15 protein-coding genes and 1 tRNA gene are annotated in these 17,675 nt (G+C 47.1%); 6 read left to right on the forward strand and 10 right to left on the reverse strand.

Going from position 1 to position 17,675, the window contains the following annotated elements:
- Nucleotides 1–21: 21 nt before the first annotated feature.
- Complete coding sequence (tsaD, locus tag L1D44_RS20875) at nucleotides 22–1,038, reverse strand: tRNA (adenosine(37)-N6)-threonylcarbamoyltransferase complex transferase subunit TsaD (RefSeq protein WP_239893137.1); 1,017 nt, start codon at nucleotides 1,036–1,038, stop codon at nucleotides 22–24.
- 227 nt (nucleotides 1,039–1,265) lie between these two features.
- On the opposite strand from tsaD, the gene rpsU reads away from it, so the two are divergent.
- The 6 genes from rpsU to L1D44_RS21830 all read left to right on the forward strand — a co-directional run bounded on the left by rpsU (nucleotide 1,266) and on the right by L1D44_RS21830 (nucleotide 6,534).
- A complete protein-coding gene (gene rpsU, locus L1D44_RS20880) occupies nucleotides 1,266–1,481 on the forward strand; it encodes a 30S ribosomal protein S21 (protein WP_006080725.1) in 216 nt (71 codons plus the stop codon).
- A gap of 7 nt (nucleotides 1,482–1,488) precedes the next feature.
- The gene (locus tag L1D44_RS20885) at nucleotides 1,489–1,932 is read left to right on the forward strand and encodes a GatB/YqeY domain-containing protein (RefSeq protein ID WP_220768158.1); all 444 of its coding nucleotides are present in this window, start codon (nucleotides 1,489–1,491) and stop codon (nucleotides 1,930–1,932) included.
- 155 nt (nucleotides 1,933–2,087) lie between these two features.
- Nucleotides 2,088–3,818, forward strand: a complete 1,731-nt coding sequence (gene dnaG, locus L1D44_RS20890) for a DNA primase (protein ID WP_239893138.1) — start codon at nucleotides 2,088–2,090, stop codon at nucleotides 3,816–3,818.
- Between the two features lie 126 nt (nucleotides 3,819–3,944).
- The gene (gene rpoD, locus L1D44_RS20895; RefSeq protein ID WP_220768160.1) at nucleotides 3,945–5,798 is read left to right on the forward strand and encodes an RNA polymerase sigma factor RpoD; all 1,854 of its coding nucleotides are present in this window, start codon (nucleotides 3,945–3,947) and stop codon (nucleotides 5,796–5,798) included.
- Nucleotides 5,799–6,031: 233 nt separating this feature from the next.
- Nucleotides 6,032–6,108: transfer RNA gene (locus tag L1D44_RS20900), tRNA-Ile, on the forward strand.
- 300 nt (nucleotides 6,109–6,408) lie between these two features.
- Nucleotides 6,409–6,534 (forward strand): hypothetical protein, encoded by a 126-nt coding sequence (locus L1D44_RS21830; RefSeq protein WP_275660553.1) that lies wholly within the window; start codon nucleotides 6,409–6,411, stop codon nucleotides 6,532–6,534.
- Nucleotides 6,535–6,619: 85 nt separating this feature from the next.
- On the opposite strand, the gene gabT is transcribed toward L1D44_RS21830, so the two are convergent.
- The 9 genes from gabT to L1D44_RS20945 form a co-directional block, all read right to left on the reverse strand.
- Nucleotides 6,620–7,900, reverse strand: a complete 1,281-nt coding sequence (gene gabT, locus L1D44_RS20905) for a 4-aminobutyrate--2-oxoglutarate transaminase (RefSeq protein ID WP_239893142.1) — start codon at nucleotides 7,898–7,900, stop codon at nucleotides 6,620–6,622.
- A gap of 80 nt (nucleotides 7,901–7,980) precedes the next feature.
- Nucleotides 7,981–9,429, reverse strand: a complete 1,449-nt coding sequence (gene gabD, locus L1D44_RS20910; RefSeq protein WP_345773647.1) for an NADP-dependent succinate-semialdehyde dehydrogenase — start codon at nucleotides 9,427–9,429, stop codon at nucleotides 7,981–7,983.
- Between the two features lie 97 nt (nucleotides 9,430–9,526).
- A complete protein-coding gene (locus L1D44_RS20915) occupies nucleotides 9,527–10,813 on the reverse strand; it encodes an FAD-binding oxidoreductase (protein ID WP_239893144.1) in 1,287 nt (428 codons plus the stop codon).
- A gap of 226 nt (nucleotides 10,814–11,039) precedes the next feature.
- Complete coding sequence (locus L1D44_RS20920) at nucleotides 11,040–11,855, reverse strand: ABC transporter permease subunit (RefSeq protein WP_239893139.1); 816 nt, start codon at nucleotides 11,853–11,855, stop codon at nucleotides 11,040–11,042.
- Nucleotides 11,852–12,757, reverse strand: coding sequence for an ABC transporter permease subunit (locus tag L1D44_RS20925; RefSeq protein WP_220771044.1), 906 nt, complete (start codon nucleotides 12,755–12,757; stop codon nucleotides 11,852–11,854). The genes L1D44_RS20920 and L1D44_RS20925 overlap by 4 nt, the downstream gene beginning before the upstream one ends.
- Nucleotides 12,758–12,767: 10 nt before the next feature.
- On the reverse strand, nucleotides 12,768–13,904 hold the full coding sequence (gene potA / locus L1D44_RS20930) for a polyamine ABC transporter ATP-binding protein (RefSeq protein WP_239893140.1): 1,137 nt from the start codon (nucleotides 13,902–13,904) through the stop codon (nucleotides 12,768–12,770).
- A 118-nt stretch (nucleotides 13,905–14,022) separates the two neighbouring features.
- Nucleotides 14,023–15,123, reverse strand: coding sequence for a polyamine ABC transporter substrate-binding protein (locus L1D44_RS20935; protein WP_275660555.1), 1,101 nt, complete (start codon nucleotides 15,121–15,123; stop codon nucleotides 14,023–14,025).
- Nucleotides 15,124–15,368: 245 nt separating this feature from the next.
- The gene (locus L1D44_RS20940; RefSeq protein WP_220771047.1) at nucleotides 15,369–16,718 is read right to left on the reverse strand and encodes a glutamine synthetase family protein; all 1,350 of its coding nucleotides are present in this window, start codon (nucleotides 16,716–16,718) and stop codon (nucleotides 15,369–15,371) included.
- A gap of 2 nt (nucleotides 16,719–16,720) precedes the next feature.
- A complete protein-coding gene (locus tag L1D44_RS20945; protein WP_239893141.1) occupies nucleotides 16,721–17,482 on the reverse strand; it encodes a gamma-glutamyl-gamma-aminobutyrate hydrolase family protein in 762 nt (253 codons plus the stop codon).
- Between the last annotated feature and the right edge of the window lie 193 nt (nucleotides 17,483–17,675).

A 17,675-nucleotide genomic window follows, 5' to 3' on the forward strand; every position in this document is an offset into this window, starting at 1 on the left:
GTTTTTAATATATATTAAACCTTAATCGACAGGCTCTAGCGTATCGAGTGGCCACCTTGGCTGACCTTTTACCGCCAAGTCTTCAACTTGTCCGGCCTTTAGACGCTGCAAGCCCGCATAGGCGATCATCGCGCCGTTATCGGTACAAAACTCGCCGCGAGGGTAATATACCTTGCCCCCTAAGCTTTGCATCATATCGGCAAGTGATGCACGCAAACGCGTGTTGGCACTCACGCCGCCAGCGATAACAAGATTCTTATAACCTGTTTGCTTCAACGCACGCTTACATTTAATTGCCAAAGTATCGACAACCGCTTCTTCAAAGGCGCAAGCGATATTGGCACGAGTTTGCTCATCATCTGGCTCTGCCGCGATAGTGTTTGCCGCAAAGGTTTTAAGGCCCGAGAAACTCATGTTCAGCCCAGGTTTGTCTGTCATCGGACGTGGGAAACGGTAACTATTAGGCATACCTTTAGCGGCAAGCTTAGAAAGTCTTGGGCCACCAGGGTAATCAAGCCCCATCAGCTTCGCCGTTTTATCGAATGCTTCACCGGCGGCGTCATCGACCGACTCACCAAGTACCGTATAACGCCCAATGCCTTCAACGCCAACAATCATCGAGTGACCGCCAGAAACTAACAGCGCAAGAAATGGAAACTCAGGTACGTCATCCTCAAGCATAGGTGCTAAAAGGTGCCCTTCCATGTGGTGCACACCAATTGCTGGCTTATCCCATGAAAAAGCCAACGCACGACCGACACACGCCCCCACCAATAGAGCACCAATAAGGCCTGGTCCCTTGGTGTAAGCAATACCATCGAGATCGTCGATGCTCATATCGGCATCGGCTAACGCTTGACGTATTAAAGGTACAATTTTGCGAACATGGTCGCGAGATGCAAGCTCTGGCACCACTCCACCATAATCAGCATGCAATTTAACCTGACTATAAAGCGTATGCGACAGCAAGCCCTTTTCATCATCATAAACCGCAATTCCTGTCTCATCACAGGATGTTTCTATACCTAAAACCCGCATTATTTCTCGTCTTCGGTTGACATAACTAGCGCCAATTCTACCTGCTGTGCTTTAATTACTCCATAGCCCTATCGCGGTCTGCGGATAATATCGCCAAATATGACTCATTCTGATCGTTTTAAGGGGTTTACAAGAGGGGGCGAGTCGGTATAGAATTCCGCACCATTTTTAAATTATCTGAGTCAAGTAATTGTCTCACACAACCTACACCTAAGGGGTGATGGCGTATGCCAATTATTAAAGTACGTGAAAACGAACCATTCGACGTAGCTCTACGTCGTTTCAAGCGCTCTTGTGAAAAAGCTGGTATCCTAGCTGACGTTCGCGCTCGTGAATTCTACGAGAAGCCAACTACTGCACGTAAGCGTGCTAAAGCCGCTGCAGTTAAGCGTCTTGCTAAGAAGCTTTCTCGCGAAAACGCACGTCGCGTACGTTTATACTAATCTCATTATGAGCCTAGTTGATCAGCTAAAAGACCAGATGAAGGAAGCCATGCGCGCGAAAGAAAAAGTGCGTCTGGGGACTATTCGTATGGCACTAGCCGCCGTTAAGCAGATTGAAGTGGATACCCGCGAAACTCTGACTGACGACCAAGCTATAGCGGTCTTAACCAAAATGGTAAAACAGCGCCGCGATTCTATTGCTCAATATGAAGCAGCAGGTCGCAGTGAACTAGCGCTAGCAGAAGCAGAAGAGATTCAAGTTCTTGAAGACTTTCTGCCTAAGCCTCTTTCCGAAGAGGAAATTGCAGCGCTAGTTGATGCAAGCATCTCTGAGATGGGCGCATCCACCATGGCGGATATGGGTAAAGTAATGGGAGCATTAAAACCTAAGGTAATGGGTAGAGCTGACATGGCGGCAATTGGCGCTATGATCCGTGCAAAACTCAAGTAACTTTAGTTTTATTGCATGAATGAGCCGTGCTTCTGCGCGGCTTGTTTGTTTTCGAAATTCCCAAATTTGATTTCACGAAATGTTTGATTTCACGAAACGTTTAATTTCGAGTAACTTTTGATTTCACGTAATAAAGGCGGCATTTAACAACACTAATGGCGATACCTCGTGATTTTATTAATGAGCTAGTAGCTCGCACTGATATAGTCGATCTAATCGACCCCAAAGTGCCCCTAAAGAAGGCGGGTAAAAATCACTCTGCCTGTTGTCCTTTTCATAGCGAAAAATCTCCCTCTTTCACCGTAAGCAGAGACAAGCAGTTTTACCATTGTTTTGGCTGCGGCGCGCACGGCAACGTTATCGACTTTGTCATGGAATATGACCGACTCGACTTTGTTGATGCCATTGAAGAACTCGCCGGACAACTCGGACTAGAAGTCCCAAGGGAGCAAGGCACTGGCAAGCCACGAGATCAAGAGCTTAGCCGAGACTTATATCAGTTGATGGAAGAGGCTAGCCTGTTCTATCAAAGCCAACTTAGGCAACACACAGACAAACAAAAAGTCCTTGATTATTTAGCACTTCGAGGCCTTTCTAAAGAAGTGGTTGAGCACTTCAATATCGGTTTTGCCCCCGATGGCTGGGATGGCTTACTGAGCCGTTACCGCCAAAATCAAGATTCACAAGCCAAGCTATTAACCGCAGGCATGGTCATCGAAAATGACAGCGGTAAGCGTTACGACCGATTCCGTGACAGACTGATGTTCCCAATCCGTGATAGACGCGGACGGGTTATCGGCTTCGGCGGACGAGTTTTAGGGGACGGTACACCAAAGTACTTGAATTCTCCAGAAACGCCCATATTTCATAAGGGTAATGAGCTCTACGGTCTATACGAATTAAAACAGCGTCACCGAGACCCACAAAGAGTCCTGATTGTTGAAGGCTATATGGACGTGGTGGCATTGGCACAGTTTGACGTTGATTATGCGGTTGCCTCTCTCGGCACCTCAACAACGGCGGATCAGTTCCAGTTATTACTGCGTAGTGCAAAAGAAGTTATCTGCTGTTATGACGGTGACAATGCCGGTAAAGAAGCAGCATGGCGTGCACTAGAAACCGCTTTGCCGTTATTAAAGCCGGGCAACCAAGTTCGATTTATGTTCCTACCAGAAGGAGAAGATCCCGATACTCTGGTAAGGCAAATAGGCAAAGAACAATTCGAAGCCAGAATCGACCAAGCTATGGCACTACCGGAGTTTTTGTTTGAAAACCTAGCAAAAACCTACGGCAACGAAGACAAAAGTGTATTGGCAAAAAATGCCATTAAACTGATAGAAAAAGTGCAGGATACTGTACTACAGAGCCTGTTACTCGAAGATTTAGCACACAAGCTAAGAATGAACGGTGCTGATGAGCTTAAGCGAAAGTTCAACTTTTCGGCTAAGACGGCTGAAAAGCCAAATCAGCACAAAGCGTTAAAAGGACGCGGTACCCCACTACGACTAGCCATCGCATTGTTGGTACAGCATCCGCGTTTAGGAGAAAACCTACCTGAACAACCAGCGCTAAAACACATACAGATGGCCGGCATTGACTTGCTGACCCTTGTATTAGATTTAACTCGCGGACAAGTGATAAGCAGCGCACAACTACTTGAACAGTTCAGGGGCGATAACCAATTCAGCACCCTAAAGAAACTGACCCAATGGGATCATCAAGTGGCGGATGAAAACTTGCTTCAAAAGTTAAAAGAGACCCTCGTTTGGTTAAACAACCAGTATCTTGAGCAACGATACCAAGAACTGAGTATGAAGAAGAACCTCACGAAAGAAGAGCGGTTACAGCTTAGTAAGCTAATTTCAGTGATTAAAAACAAGGCTTAATTAAAAATTCAGCCTCAAAAGTAAACACTTGGACTAGCACAGAGAAGCGCCGAAGGCTATAATTGACGACTTGCGTGGCTGTTTTTTGCCCGTCGTTTTAACAGTTTCCCAACTTGGATGATATCTATGGATCATACTCCGCAGTCGCAACTTAAATTGTTGCTCGCCAAAGGTAAAGAGCAAGGTTACTTAACCTATGCAGAAGTGAACGATCACTTACCTGCAGACATGGTCGATTCTGACCAGATTGAAGATATTATCCAGATGATCAATGACATGGGTATTCGAGTCTACGAACAGGCTCCGGATGCTGATGAAATCATGATGTCTGAAGACAGCACCGATGACGATGCTGCAGAAGAAGCTGCTGCTGCGCTTGCGACAGTAGAAGCTGAATTAGGTCGTACAACTGACCCAGTACGTATGTACATGCGTGAAATGGGTACTGTTGAACTTCTAACACGTGAAGGCGAGATTGTTATCGCTAAGCGTATCGAAGAAGGGATCAACACGGTTCAAGCATCTGTTGCAGAGTACCCGCAAGCGATTGCGATGATCCTTGAGCAATACGATCGCTACGAAGCCGAAGAAGTAAGGCTATCTGATATTATTTCTGGATTTGTTGACCCAAATGCAGAAGATGTTGCCCCAACCGCGACTCACGTTGGTTCAGAGTTATCTGATGAAGACTTAGATGACGAAGATGACGACGATGATGACGATGATGATGACGATGATGGTGAAGGCGAAGGCGAAGATGGTCCAAAGGGGCCAGATCCAGAAGAAGCCAAAGAGCGCTTCACTCAACTTCGTACTGCCCATGAAAACGCATTAAGAATCATTGCGGAGAAAGGTCGTGGTCACCCAGAGTCGACAGTAGCACTTTTCGAAATTGGCGAGATCTTCAAAGAGTTCCGTTTGATGCCTAAGCAGTTTGACCGCTTAGTTAAAAACATGCGCTCTATGATGGACAAAGTCCGTGTTCAAGAACGTTTGATCATGAAGCTTTGTGTTGAACAAGCCAAAATGCCGAAGAAAAACTTCGTCAAAGTTTACACCAGCAATGAAAGCAGCATCGAATGGTTTAACGATGAACTTGCATCAGGTAAGCCATATGTAGAAGGTCTACAGATGGTTGAATTTGATGTGCAGCGTTGTCGTGCCAAGCTTGACGCTATCGAGACCGAAACGGGTCTAGCGATTGGTGCAATTAAAGATATCAACCGTCGTATGTCTATCGGTGAAGCGAAAGCTCGTCGTGCGAAGAAAGAGATGGTTGAAGCGAACTTACGTCTAGTAATTTCTATCGCGAAAAAGTACACCAACCGTGGTCTACAGTTCTTGGATCTTATCCAGGAAGGTAACATCGGTCTGATGAAAGCGGTAGATAAGTTTGAATACCGTCGTGGTTATAAGTTCTCGACTTATGCAACTTGGTGGATCCGTCAGGCGATCACTCGCTCTATTGCTGACCAAGCAAGAACGATCCGTATCCCAGTACATATGATTGAGACTATCAACAAGCTTAACCGTATCTCTCGTCAAATGCTGCAAGAGATGGGTCGTGAACCTTCTCCTGAAGAGTTGGCAGAGCGCATGTTGATGCCTGAAGATAAGATCCGCAAGGTACTTAAGATTGCTAAAGAGCCAATCTCAATGGAAACCCCTATCGGTGACGATGAAGATTCGCACTTAGGTGATTTCATCGAGGATACCACCCTCGAGCTACCATTGGACTCAGCGACAGGCGAAAGCTTGAAGAACGCGACTCACGAAGTGTTAGCAGGTCTAACCGCTCGTGAAGCTAAAGTACTGCGTATGCGTTTCGGTATCGACATGAATACTGACCACACGCTAGAAGAGGTAGGTAAGCAGTTTGACGTAACACGTGAGCGTATTCGTCAGATTGAAGCCAAAGCGCTACGTAAGTTGCGTCACCCTTCTCGCTCTGAGATTTTGAAGTCTTTCCTAGACGAGTAGTAAATAGTCGAATAGGAAATAGGCGAGTAATCGTCTCTAACGAGTTCAATTTCAAATAAAAAGCTGCCTACGGGCAGCTTTTTTTATGCAAATGAAATTAAAACAGCAAAGATTGATTAACAGATAAGCAGTTGTTCACTTAAGAGCGTATTTCTAGTAAAAACGCTGGTGACAAGTGCTTACAAACCTCGTATACTTCTCTGCGCTTTCGATAGTGACGACTATCTTAAGTCGGCCCCTTAGCTCAGTTGGTTAGAGCACACGACTCATAATCGTTAGGTCCACGGTTCAAGTCCGTGAGGGGCCACCAATTTTGATAAGCCGCTTAAAGAAATTTAAGCGGCTTTTTCATGTCTGTAATTTGACAGCCAGCAATAAAAACCATAATCGTCATCAACTCCAGCACCTCAAGTCCTTAAGGGACACCTATTTAGAACAGAAAAGCCCTCACTGATTTAGACAGTGTATTTGTAATCCCTTAATAAAATTTCACTATCGCTGAGCAGAACTAAGCTCATCTTTTGCGAGCGACCTCAAACTTTACAAGCAATTTTTGTGGGATATTTTCTCTAACGTATCAGTTTGTATCAAATACTAAATGAGGTCTTCTATGGATTTTATAAGACATGTGCCCGCACTATTCTCTATGATTATGGGGATCGCCATTGTCGAGTGTGCTGTTGTCATTTTTGGGCTTTGCATGAATCGACTGAAGGGCTTGTTCGGCGATAAATAACTGCTCCCTATCGCACGGAAATAGCAATAAAAAAAGCCTGCGATGCAGGCCTTTTTATTGTTTTATCTTCGGATCTGTTAAGCGCTTATTTTACTTTCAATACCACTTCAAAACAGGCGCGAATGATCTCGAGCCCTTTGTCGATTTGCTCATCGGGCGCCGTTAGCGGTACGAGGATACGCAGTACATTACCGTAAGTACCGCAGGAGAGCAGGATAAGCCCCCTATCTCGCGCCTCTTTAAGCATTTGCGCACACAACTCAGGCGCAGGCTTACCATCCTGCATCAGCTCGACCGCTATCATGGCACCAAGTCCGCGTACATCAACAATTTGCTCATGCTTGGCCGCCATCGCTTGCAGTGACTCCTTAAGCTTAGTGCCAAGTGCATTCGCTCGCTGTAATAGCTTTTCTTCTTCGAAGACCTCAATCACAGCCAGTGCAGCAGCACAAGCGAGTGGGCTACCGCCATAGGTGCCCCCTAACCCTCCGGAGCCAATTGAGTCCATCACTTGGGCTCGCCCTGTAATACCCGATAGTGGGAAGCCTCCTGCGATAGATTTTGCAAAGGTGGTGATATCTGCCGCAACACCCATCTGCTCCATGGCAAAGAAGGTGCCTGTGCGTCCAGCACCCGTCTGTACCTCATCGGCAATCAGCATAATGCCATGCTTATCGCATAGCTGACGTAAACGCTGCATGAACTCTACCGAGGTATGGTAAAAGCCCCCCTCGCCTTGCACTGGCTCGATGATAATTGCCGCTATATCATCGGGCTCTGCGTCATTTTTAAAAATACGCTCTATCGATGCCATGGCATCGTCATCACTCACACCATGAAGCGAGCCGGGAAACTCGGCTCTAAAAACGTTGGCCGCCATCAAGCCCATGCCTTTACTGTAAGGTGCGACCTTGCCTGTTAGTGCCAACGCCGCCATAGTCCGGCCATGATAGCCAGAAGTAAAGGCGATAACGCCGCTGCGTTTAGTGTAAGCTCGTGCCACTTTAACTGCGTTTTCAACCGCCTCTGAACCACTGGTAAACAATGCTGTTTTCTTGGCGAAGTCACCCGGCACTAAGTGATTTAGCTTCTCACATACTTGAATATAATTCTCATAACCCAGCACCATAAAACAGGTGTGTGAAAACAGCTCGAGTTGCTCCGCCACCGCCGCTTTAACTTTATCGTGCAGGTGACCAGTATTTAGCACCGCAATACCACCGGCAAAGTCGATAAACTCACGCCCCTCCACATCCCAAACAGTGGCGTTGTCGGCACGCTGAGTATAGATAGGATGTATTTGGCCAACACCGTTGGCAACGGCAGCCTGACGGCGCACCATAAGTGACTCATTAGTCGTCATAATCATTTCCTTTTAACTGACATACTGATGAACTTAATCTTCAAGTATTAAACTGACATACAGATCCACTTCATATCCAAGTATTAAACGGACATACAGATGTACTTCATCTCCAAGTACTCTTCGATACCAAACTTAGAACCTTCGCGGCCCAGCCCCGATGCTTTAATTCCGCCAAACGGCGCAACCTCTGTGGAGATAAGGCCGGTGTTAACCCCAACCATGCCGTATTCCAGTGCTTCAGAGACTTTCCACACCAGTGAGATATCACGCCCATAGAAATAGGCGGCTAGACCAAATTCGGTGTCATTGGCCTGCTCAATCACATCATCGACATCAGAGAACCTAAATAGCGGCGCTAATGGGCCAAAAGTTTCCTCTTTGGCGACTAACATGCTTTTGTCGACCTGAGTGATAATCGTTGGCTCGAAGAAGTTGCCACCAGCACTTGCCAGCTTGCCGCCAGCAAGCAATGTCGCCCCTTTCGACAAGGCATCATCTAGGTGTCTTTGAACTTTAGCGACCGCATCACTGTTGATTAGCGGTCCGGTAGTCACACCAACCTCGGTGCCAACTCCCACTTTTAATTTTGCTACGGCCACGGCTAGCTTCTGGGCAAACTCGTCGTACACAGCGTCTTGCACATAGATGCGGTTGGCGCAGACGCAGGTCTGTCCGGCGTTACGGTATTTAGCAATCATCGCGCCCTCTACAGCGGCATCGATATCGGCATCATTAAACACGATAAAGGGGGCGTTACCACCTAGCTCTAGTGACATCTTCTTAAGGGTAGGCGCACACTGCTCCATTAGCTTAATGCCAACAGACGTCGAACCGGTGAAGGACAGTTTGCGAACCACAGGATTGGCGCAAAGCTCATTACCAATGGCTATTGCATCCCCCGTCACCACACTAAACACACCTGCAGGAATACCCGCACGCTCAGCAAGCTCAGCTAATGCCAATGCCGTAAAGGGGGTTTGCGGGGCAGGCTTGACCACCATGGTACAACCCGCCGCCAAAGCTGGAGCAGCTTTACGGGTGATCATAGCCGCAGGGAAATTCCAAGGGGTAATCGCCGCCGTCACACCAACGCTCTGCTTAATCACCATCAGGCGCTTATCGCCCTGATGGCCAGGAATGGTATCGCCATAGACTCGTTTAGCTTCCTCGGCGAACCATTCAATAAACGACGCTGCATAGGCCACTTCGCCTTTAGCTTCTGCTAATGGTTTACCTTGCTCTGTGGTCATCATCAGCGCGAGATCGTCTTGATGCTCAAGCAGTAACTCAAACCAGCGATTCAGCTTGGCGCCACGTTCTTTCGCCGTTAATGCACGCCAGGCTGGGAGAGCCTTCTCGGCTGCGGTTATCGCGGCTTTGGTTTCTATTGTGCCCATTACAGGTACACTGCCAATCACTTCATGGGTTGCAGGATCAGCTATCTCAACCTTTTCACCACTAATGGCTTCAAGCCACTGACCATCTACATAGCATTGCTGGCGTAGTAAGCTCATATCATTTAACTGCACGGGTTACTCCTTAATTTGCTTTGGCGCTTTTTAGCCGACCGACTAATTGGCTTCGACTTCCTGAAGTCGAGTTGAGTTCATCATTAGCGAAATAAATTTACACCCCTAACTTGTCGCGCATGGTGTAGTACCAAGCACCAATGGCGCTAAATGGCACCTTGAACATGTGCCCGCCAGGGAACGGATAGTGTGGCAAACCAGCAAAGGCATCGAATCGCGTTGCCTGACCGTTTATTGCCTCGGCTAAGATCTTACCTGCCAGGTGAGTATAGGTGACACCATGTCCACTACAGCCTTGTGAATAGTAAACATTACTACCAATACGCCCTACCTGCGGCAAACGAGATAGTGTCAATAGGAAGTTTCCAGTCCAGGTGTAATCAATCTTGACATCTTTAAGCTGCGGGAAGGTCTTAAGCATCTTAGGACCAATGATCGACTTAATGTCAGCAGGATCCCTTGCGCCATATACCACGCCGCCGCCATAAATAAGGCGGTTATCACCGGATAGACGGAAGTAATCGAGTAAGTAGTTACAATCTTCAACGCAGTAGTTCTGCGGCAATAGGCTTTTAGCCAACTCTTCACCTAAAGGTTCTGTGGTGATCACCTGCGTACCGCAAGGCATGGACTTGGCTTGTAGCTTAGGCATCAGGCCGCCAAGATAAGCATTACCCGCGACCACGACGAACTTAGATTTAACGCTACCATGGCTGGTATGTACTACTGGATTTTCGCCCTCTTCGACCTTAATCACCGCCGAGCCTTCAAATATCTGTCCGCCCAATGACTCGACAGCCTGAGCCTCACCTAATGCCAAATTGAGTGGGTGAATATGACCGCCGCTGGTATCGAGCAAACCACCAACATAAGACTCGGTGTCTACCACTTTACGAATGTCGTTTTTATCGAGTAGTTCAAGATGGTTCATATGACCATGCTTTTCCCACAGCGCTTTTTGCGCTTGCAAGTGCCCCATCTGCTTATCGTTTAACGCTGCAAATACGCCACCATCTCGCAGATCACAATCGATATTGTATTTATTGATCCGCTCTTTAATGATGCGCGCACCTTCGAAGGCCATCTCACCGAACAGCTTACCAGCCTCGGTGCCAACAGTTTTTTCAATCGAGTCGATATCGCGGCTAAAGCTGTTAACTATCTGCCCCCCATTGCGCCCCGATGCGCCCCAGCCGATGCGAGCCGCTTCAAGCACAGTGACTTTATAGCCCATCTCAAGTAAGTGTAATGCTGTCGATAAGCCGGTATACCCAGCACCGATAATACACACATCGGTCTCGATATTGTCTTGCAACATTGGTCGCTCGGTCTTGTCGTTGGCCGATGCCGCGTAATATGAATCTGCATGGGGGGGAGTAATCATGGTTTCCGCCTGTCTCTCATTGATTATTATTGACATAACTTCTGTCCTCTCGTTCTTTTCCCTTAAGCTGCTTACTTTTTTGACCTCGTTAACAACCCGTTTAGGGTTCACTCCCCTTTGAGTAGTGAACCACTAACAGCTAGATCTTCAGCAGATAAAGGACATAGATATAACTTGCGGGGATAGCGGCAAACGCAGCCTCTATCCCCAAGTGACGCTGATAAGGTTACGCTGAGCTAGAACGCTGCTTAATATCCGCACGACGCGCGAAGTACCAAGAGATAAATGCGATAAGCGACACGATAAGAATGATCAAGGTCGCCAGTGCATTAATCTTAGGCGATACCCCCATGCGCACCGAGGAGAACACCACCATAGGCAAGGTCGTTGCCCCCGGCCCTGATGCAAAGCTGGCAATCACTAAATCATCAAGGGATAAGCTAAACGACAGTAACCAGCCTGCGACTAGCGCAGGTGAGATCATCGGCACCGTAATAGCGAAGAAGGTTTTAAATGGGGTTGCTCCTAGGTCTTGCGCAGCCTCTTCTACCGAGCGGTCAATCTCTCGTAAACGAGAGGACACCACCACGGCGACATAAGCCGCACAAAACGTCGAGTGAGCAATCCAAACAGTCAACATGCCCCGTTCTGCAGGCCAGCCGAATAGGTCAGCCATATGCACAAACAGTAGCAACAGAGAAAGACCGGTAATCACCTCAGGCATCACCAGAGGGGCGGTGATCATGTTCGATAAGGTTAACTTACCCCAACCTCGGGCAAATCGTGTCATCACAAAGGCTGCCATGGTGCCTAAGATCACCGCCATGGTGGAGGCATAAAAGGCGACCTGCAAACTGGTCCAAACCGCATCGAGGATCTGCTGATCGCGAAATAGCTCACCGTACCATTTAGTCGAAAATCCAGCCCATACGGTAACTAGCTTAGACTCGTTAAATGAGTAGATCACCAAGATAAACATCGGCGCATACAGGAAGAACATCCCAGCCCAAAGCATAATGGTAGAGAAATTTAATTTCTTCATGCTGTCTTCTCCATCTCTTTAGCCTGATAGCGGTGGAACAGGGTTATCGGGATGATCAGCAGCCCTAACATCACGATTGCAAGTGCAGAAGCCACAGGCCAATCACGATTATTGAAGAACTCCTGCCATAGCACCTTACCAATCATCAGTGAATCTGGACCACCGAGTAACTCAGGGATCACAAACTCACCCACCACAGGAATAAACACCAACATGGAGCCAGCTATTACGCCGCCTTTTGATAGCGGTAGCGTGACTTTCCAGAAAGTGTTTAAACTGCGTGAGCCTAAATCTGCCGCCGCTTCTAGCAAGCTGCCATCTAACTGAGACAAGTTGGCGTACAAGGGCAAAATCATAAACGGCAAATAGCTGTAGATGATGCCGATATAGACGGCGGTATTGGTATTTAAAATCTGTAGTGGTTCGGAAATAATACCGCTCCACATCAGCAGGTTATTGATCACACCATTGTTGCTCAATATACCCATCCAAGCGTAGACCCTAATTAGGAATGAGGTCCAAGAGGGCAGCATCACCAACAGGATTAACATGGTTTGATTACGCTTAGGCGCGCGGGCAATGGCGTAGGCCATCGGATAACCAATGAGTAAGCAACCTATGGTTGAGATCGTCGCCATCTTTAGCGAGCCAAGATAGGCATTGTAGTACAAGGAGTCATCGAGAATGAGCAGGTAATTGCCCAGGTTCAACATGATCTGCAGCGACTCTTCAGCATACTGAAACAGCGGCTCATAAGGCGGTATCGAGATGATAGGTGTTGAGAAACTGATCTTAAGGACAATTGCGAACGGTAGTGCGAAGAACATCAGTAACCAAAAGTACGGGACACCTATGGTCCAGCATTGGCCTTTGGGTAATCGAAATTTTAACGGCTTTTTCATGATCGTATCCTTATGATCTAAGGACCACTCCGCTGGTGGCCTCCCAGCTAATGAAAACCGCCTCTTCCCATGTTGGAGGATCTGCGCGACGTTCACGATTAGTCATGATGGTTTGAATAAGCTGTTTGTTAGGTAGACGAATGTAATACACTGAAATACCGCCAAGATAAGCGATATCCTCTACTACACCACTAGACCAGTTATAGTCACCTTGGGGCTGCTCACGGGTAATACGAGTCTTCTCTGGACGTACCGCTACCCACACGCACTTATCATCGACACTGGTAGACACACCATGATCGATAAACAGCTTCTGGCTTAGACCTTGAGTCTCAATAATAACGTGGTCGGCCTTATCTTCGACAATCTCACCTTCGAACAGGTTTACGCTACCAATAAACTCGGCCACCATTCGACTGCTGGGGCTTTCGTAGATATCGGTTGGCGAGCCAGTCTGTGCAATCCAACCCTCATTCATGATTGATATGCGCCCAGCCATGGTCATCGCTTCTTCTTGATCATGGGTCACCATCACGCAAGTCACACCGACCGCCTCTAAGATATCCACCACCTCAAGTTGCATCTGAGTACGCAGTTTCTTATCCAATGCTCCCATCGGCTCATCGAGGAGTAATAACTTAGGACGCTTAGCAAGCGAACGAGCTAAGGCAACACGTTGACGCTGACCGCCTGATAGCTGGTTAGGCTTACGTTTGGCATAGCTTTCCATATGCACGAGCTTCAACATCTCCTGCACGCGGGATTCAATTTCAGCTTTAGGTAACTTGTCCTGCTTTAGGCCAAAGGCAATATTTTGTGCCACTGTCATATGAGGAAACAGCGCATAAGACTGAAACATCATATTGATCGGGCGTTCATGGGGAGGCATATCGGTAATGTCTTCACCATCGAGAAAGATACGCCCTTCTGAAGGTTTCTCAAAGCCTGCCAGCATACGTAACAGCGTCGACTTCCCCGAGCCTGAACCGCCTAGTAATGCAAAAATCTCCCCTTTCTTGATATTGAGCGTGACATCATCTACTGCACGCACTTCATCGAATAGCTTACTCACTCCGTCTATCTGAAGTAGCACTTCGCCCTGCGTCTTTTTAATCGAGTTATTGGTGACGTCTAAGGTACTAGCCATATTACTTCTCCAACTAAGGGCAATCATCCCAGCCCTTTGTTCCAATTCATTTATTACTTACTGTGTCAAAAATAGCTGTTGATCAAAAAGGGCAAGGCTGCGCCTTGCCCTTACTTGCTTAGTAGCCTGATTTCACTTTGGTCCAAACGCGTGTTAGTGAACGCTGTGATTTCATCGGACGTACATCACCGACATATAAACGGTCTAGTACTTCTTTAGTTGGGTAAATAGACGTGTTAGTACGCACGTCTTCATCCACTAATGGCAGCGCTGGTACGTTCGGGTTAGCGTAAGCCACATAGTTAGTGATAGGTGCAATCACCTCTGGACGAAGTAGGTAATTAATAAAGGTATGAGCATTTTTAACGTTAGCCGCGTCCGCAGGGATCGCTAACATATCAAACCAAAGGTTTGAACCCTCTTTAGGGATCGAATACTCAATGGTGTTACCATTTTCCGCTTCATCGGCGCGATCGGCAGCTTGGAAAATATCGCCCGAATAACCGAATGCAACACAGATATCACCATTTGCTAAGTCAGTGATATAACGCGATGAGTGGAAATAGGTGATGTAAGGACGTACTTTAGCCAGTACTTCACCCGCCTTTTTAAAGTCATCGGCTTTAGTACTGTTTGGATCTAACCCTAGGTAGATAAGCGCCATAGGCACCATCTCATCGGCACTATCAAGCATAGATAGACCACACTGAGACACCTTTTCTGCATACTTAGGGTTAAAGATAAGCTCTAACGAATCAACTGGTGCATCTTCGCCTAATACCGCTTTAACTTTTTCGACGTTATAACCTATGCCGTTTGTGCCCCACAGGTAAGGAACTGAGTACTGGTTACCAGGATCGGCAGACTCAAGTTGAGTCATCAACTCAGGACTTAAGTTCTTATGATTTGATAATTGATTTGAATCTAGCTTTTGGAAAGCCCCCGCTTTAATCTGCTTTGCCAAGAAACTATTTGATGGAACGACAATATCGTATCCAGAACGACCTGACAGCAGCTTAGCTTCTACCACCTCATTGCTGTCGAACACATCATAGATAACACGAATACCAGTTTCTTTCTGGAAGTTATCTAAGGTATCTTCCGCAATATAATCAGACCAGTTATAAACTCTAACGACTTCCTCAGCATAGGTCGTAGTCGAAGCCATTACACTTGCGGTGACGAGGGCAAGTGTGGTCACTTTTTTCAATAGTTTCATGCTTTCTCCTATTAAGCGTAGCAGCAGGAAATCCGCCTCTGCTGTCCATTCATTGTGTTGTTGTTAGTTCTTATTGTTCACCAATGCTACACCCGAAAAACCGCATCGGCAGTGTGGTACTGCTTTACAGCTTTCATATAGATAGCACTCTTAAAAATGCTATCTGTATGAATAACTCCCTTTACATATTGCAATCATTTAAGATCGCGGCGATGCATCCCCAAAATCCATCGCCGTGATATTTTCTATACCGTCAGTAACAGGAACTCACGCTCCCATGAGCTGATCACCCTGCGGTAGTTTTCAAGATCTGCTTGTTTAACAGCGATGTAACCGTTAGTGAAGATATCGCCTAAGTACTCACGACAGGCAGAGCTTTCAGCCATAATGGCGAGTGCCTCTTCTAGGGTCAGTGGCAGAGCGGCGCCGCCACGGGTCTCATTTGCACGACCTTGTACCGGTGTAGATGGCTTAATATCGTCTACCATGCCCATGTAACCACATAACAGACTCGCTGCTATCGACAGGTAACTGTTGGCATCGGCACCAGCAATACGGTTTTCAATACGTAAGTTTTGTGGCGACGACTCTGGAATGCGTAAGCCGCAGGTACGGTTTTCCTCACCCCACTCAAGGTTTACTGGAGCCGAAGCGCCCGGCAGGAAGCGGCGGAACGAGTTAACGTTTGGCGCAAACAGTGGCAATAACTCTGGGATAAACTTTTGCAGGCCGCCTATATAGCTATAAAACAGTGGGCTCTTAGTACCGTCATCATTCGAGAAGATATTCTTGCCGGACTTTACATCGACGATACTCTGATGCAGGTGCATTGCACTGCCAGGCTCATTAGTGACAGGCTTGGCCATGAAAGTCGCGCAGACATTATGCTTAAGGGCTGCTTCACGCAAGGTACGCTTAAATACAAACACCTGATCGGCTAGAGAGAGTGCATCACCATGGGAGAAGTTTATCTCCATCTGCGCCGTGCCCTCTTCGTGGATCAAGGTATCAATATCTAACCCTTGCTCTTCACACCAGTCATACATATCTTCGAACAGTGGATCATACTCATTTGCCGCGTCGATAGAGAAAGACTGACGTCCTGACTCTTGACGACCAGAACGACCTACTGGTGGCGTAAGAGGATGATCAGGATGTTCATTAATGCGAGTTAGGTAGAACTCCATCTCCGGCGCAACCACAGGCTTCCAACCTTTATCTTCATAGAGTCTAAGGACTTTCTTAAGTAGGTTACGTGGAGACAATTCAATAGGGTTTCCCATCTTGTCATAAGTATCGTGGATCACCTGAGCGGTGGCTTCTATGGTCCATGGCAGCTTAAAAACGGCATCTTCATCAGGCACACAAACAAAGTCGATATCCGCTTCATCGAGCAGTGCATCATAGGACTCGTCATCAACATAATCGCCCGTCACGGTTTGCAATAACACGCTCTCAGGTAGGCGCATGCCCTTTTCATCGATAAATTTATCAACTGGAGCGATCTTGCCTCGGGCGATCCCCGTCATATCACAGACCACACACTCTACTTCGGTAATTTTTTGTTCTTTTAAATAGCTGACTAATTTTTTCATGTTTATTTCACTCTGCTTGCTGCACGGCGTTGGCATGCTTTATTAAAGGCTTCAAAAATCGCGGTATAGAAAGGACTGTCGAGAACTTTCCACTCCGGATGCCACTGCACACCAAGTGCAAAATCCTTTGCGTCTTTGACAGAAAACGCTTCTATCAAACCATCTGTTGCATATGCTTCAGGCCGCAACCCAACCCCTAGGCGATCGACACCTTGGGTATGGACAGAGTTCACCTCTGCAGAGCTGCGGCCCCAGGCCTCATGAAGCAATCCTCCAGGCTCTATTTGAACCTCGTGAGATATACCGTATTGCACCTCTACGGGTTTGGTCTTATCTTCTCTGTGTTCAATAAAGCCACCCACTTCATGAAGCTTCTGATGCAAGCTGCCCCCAAAAACAACATTCATCTCTTGAAATCCACGACAGATTGCAAGCACAGGGATCCCTGCTTCGATTGCCGCCTTCAGCAAAGGCAGAGTCGTTGCGTCACGCTTAGGATCATGATGCGTCCCCTCAGCACTAGCTGGGCCGCCAAAATGATGGGGCTCGATATTTGAGGGAGAACCTGTAAACAAGATCCCGTCCAGACGAGGCAGAATGACTTCTGCAGGACAATGCCCTAATGCTGGGATGATTAATGGCCAAGACTGGGTTGCATCCGCTATCGACAATAGGTACTTCTCACCTACGATATTAAAGGGATGTAAGCCTAACTGCTGATTGCATGCAGTCACACCCACGACTGCAAGTCCTACTTCCGACATAAAACACCTTCAATCCTTGTCTTCGTAATTTTTAGAATTATTTTGAGTAGTTTTTATCTTGATTTACGAAATTTTTAATAATGAACAGTAATTATCCAAATGTTCATTTTTTCACACACTACACTGAAATAATAACGGAGGCAAGGAAAGAGGTGATGGGATTGTTAAAAAATACAGAGAAACGCTTCAACCC

Origin of the sequence: Shewanella sp. Isolate13, assembly GCF_022398325.1 — a bacterium.
Classification (GTDB): domain Bacteria; phylum Pseudomonadota; class Gammaproteobacteria; order Enterobacterales; family Shewanellaceae; genus Shewanella.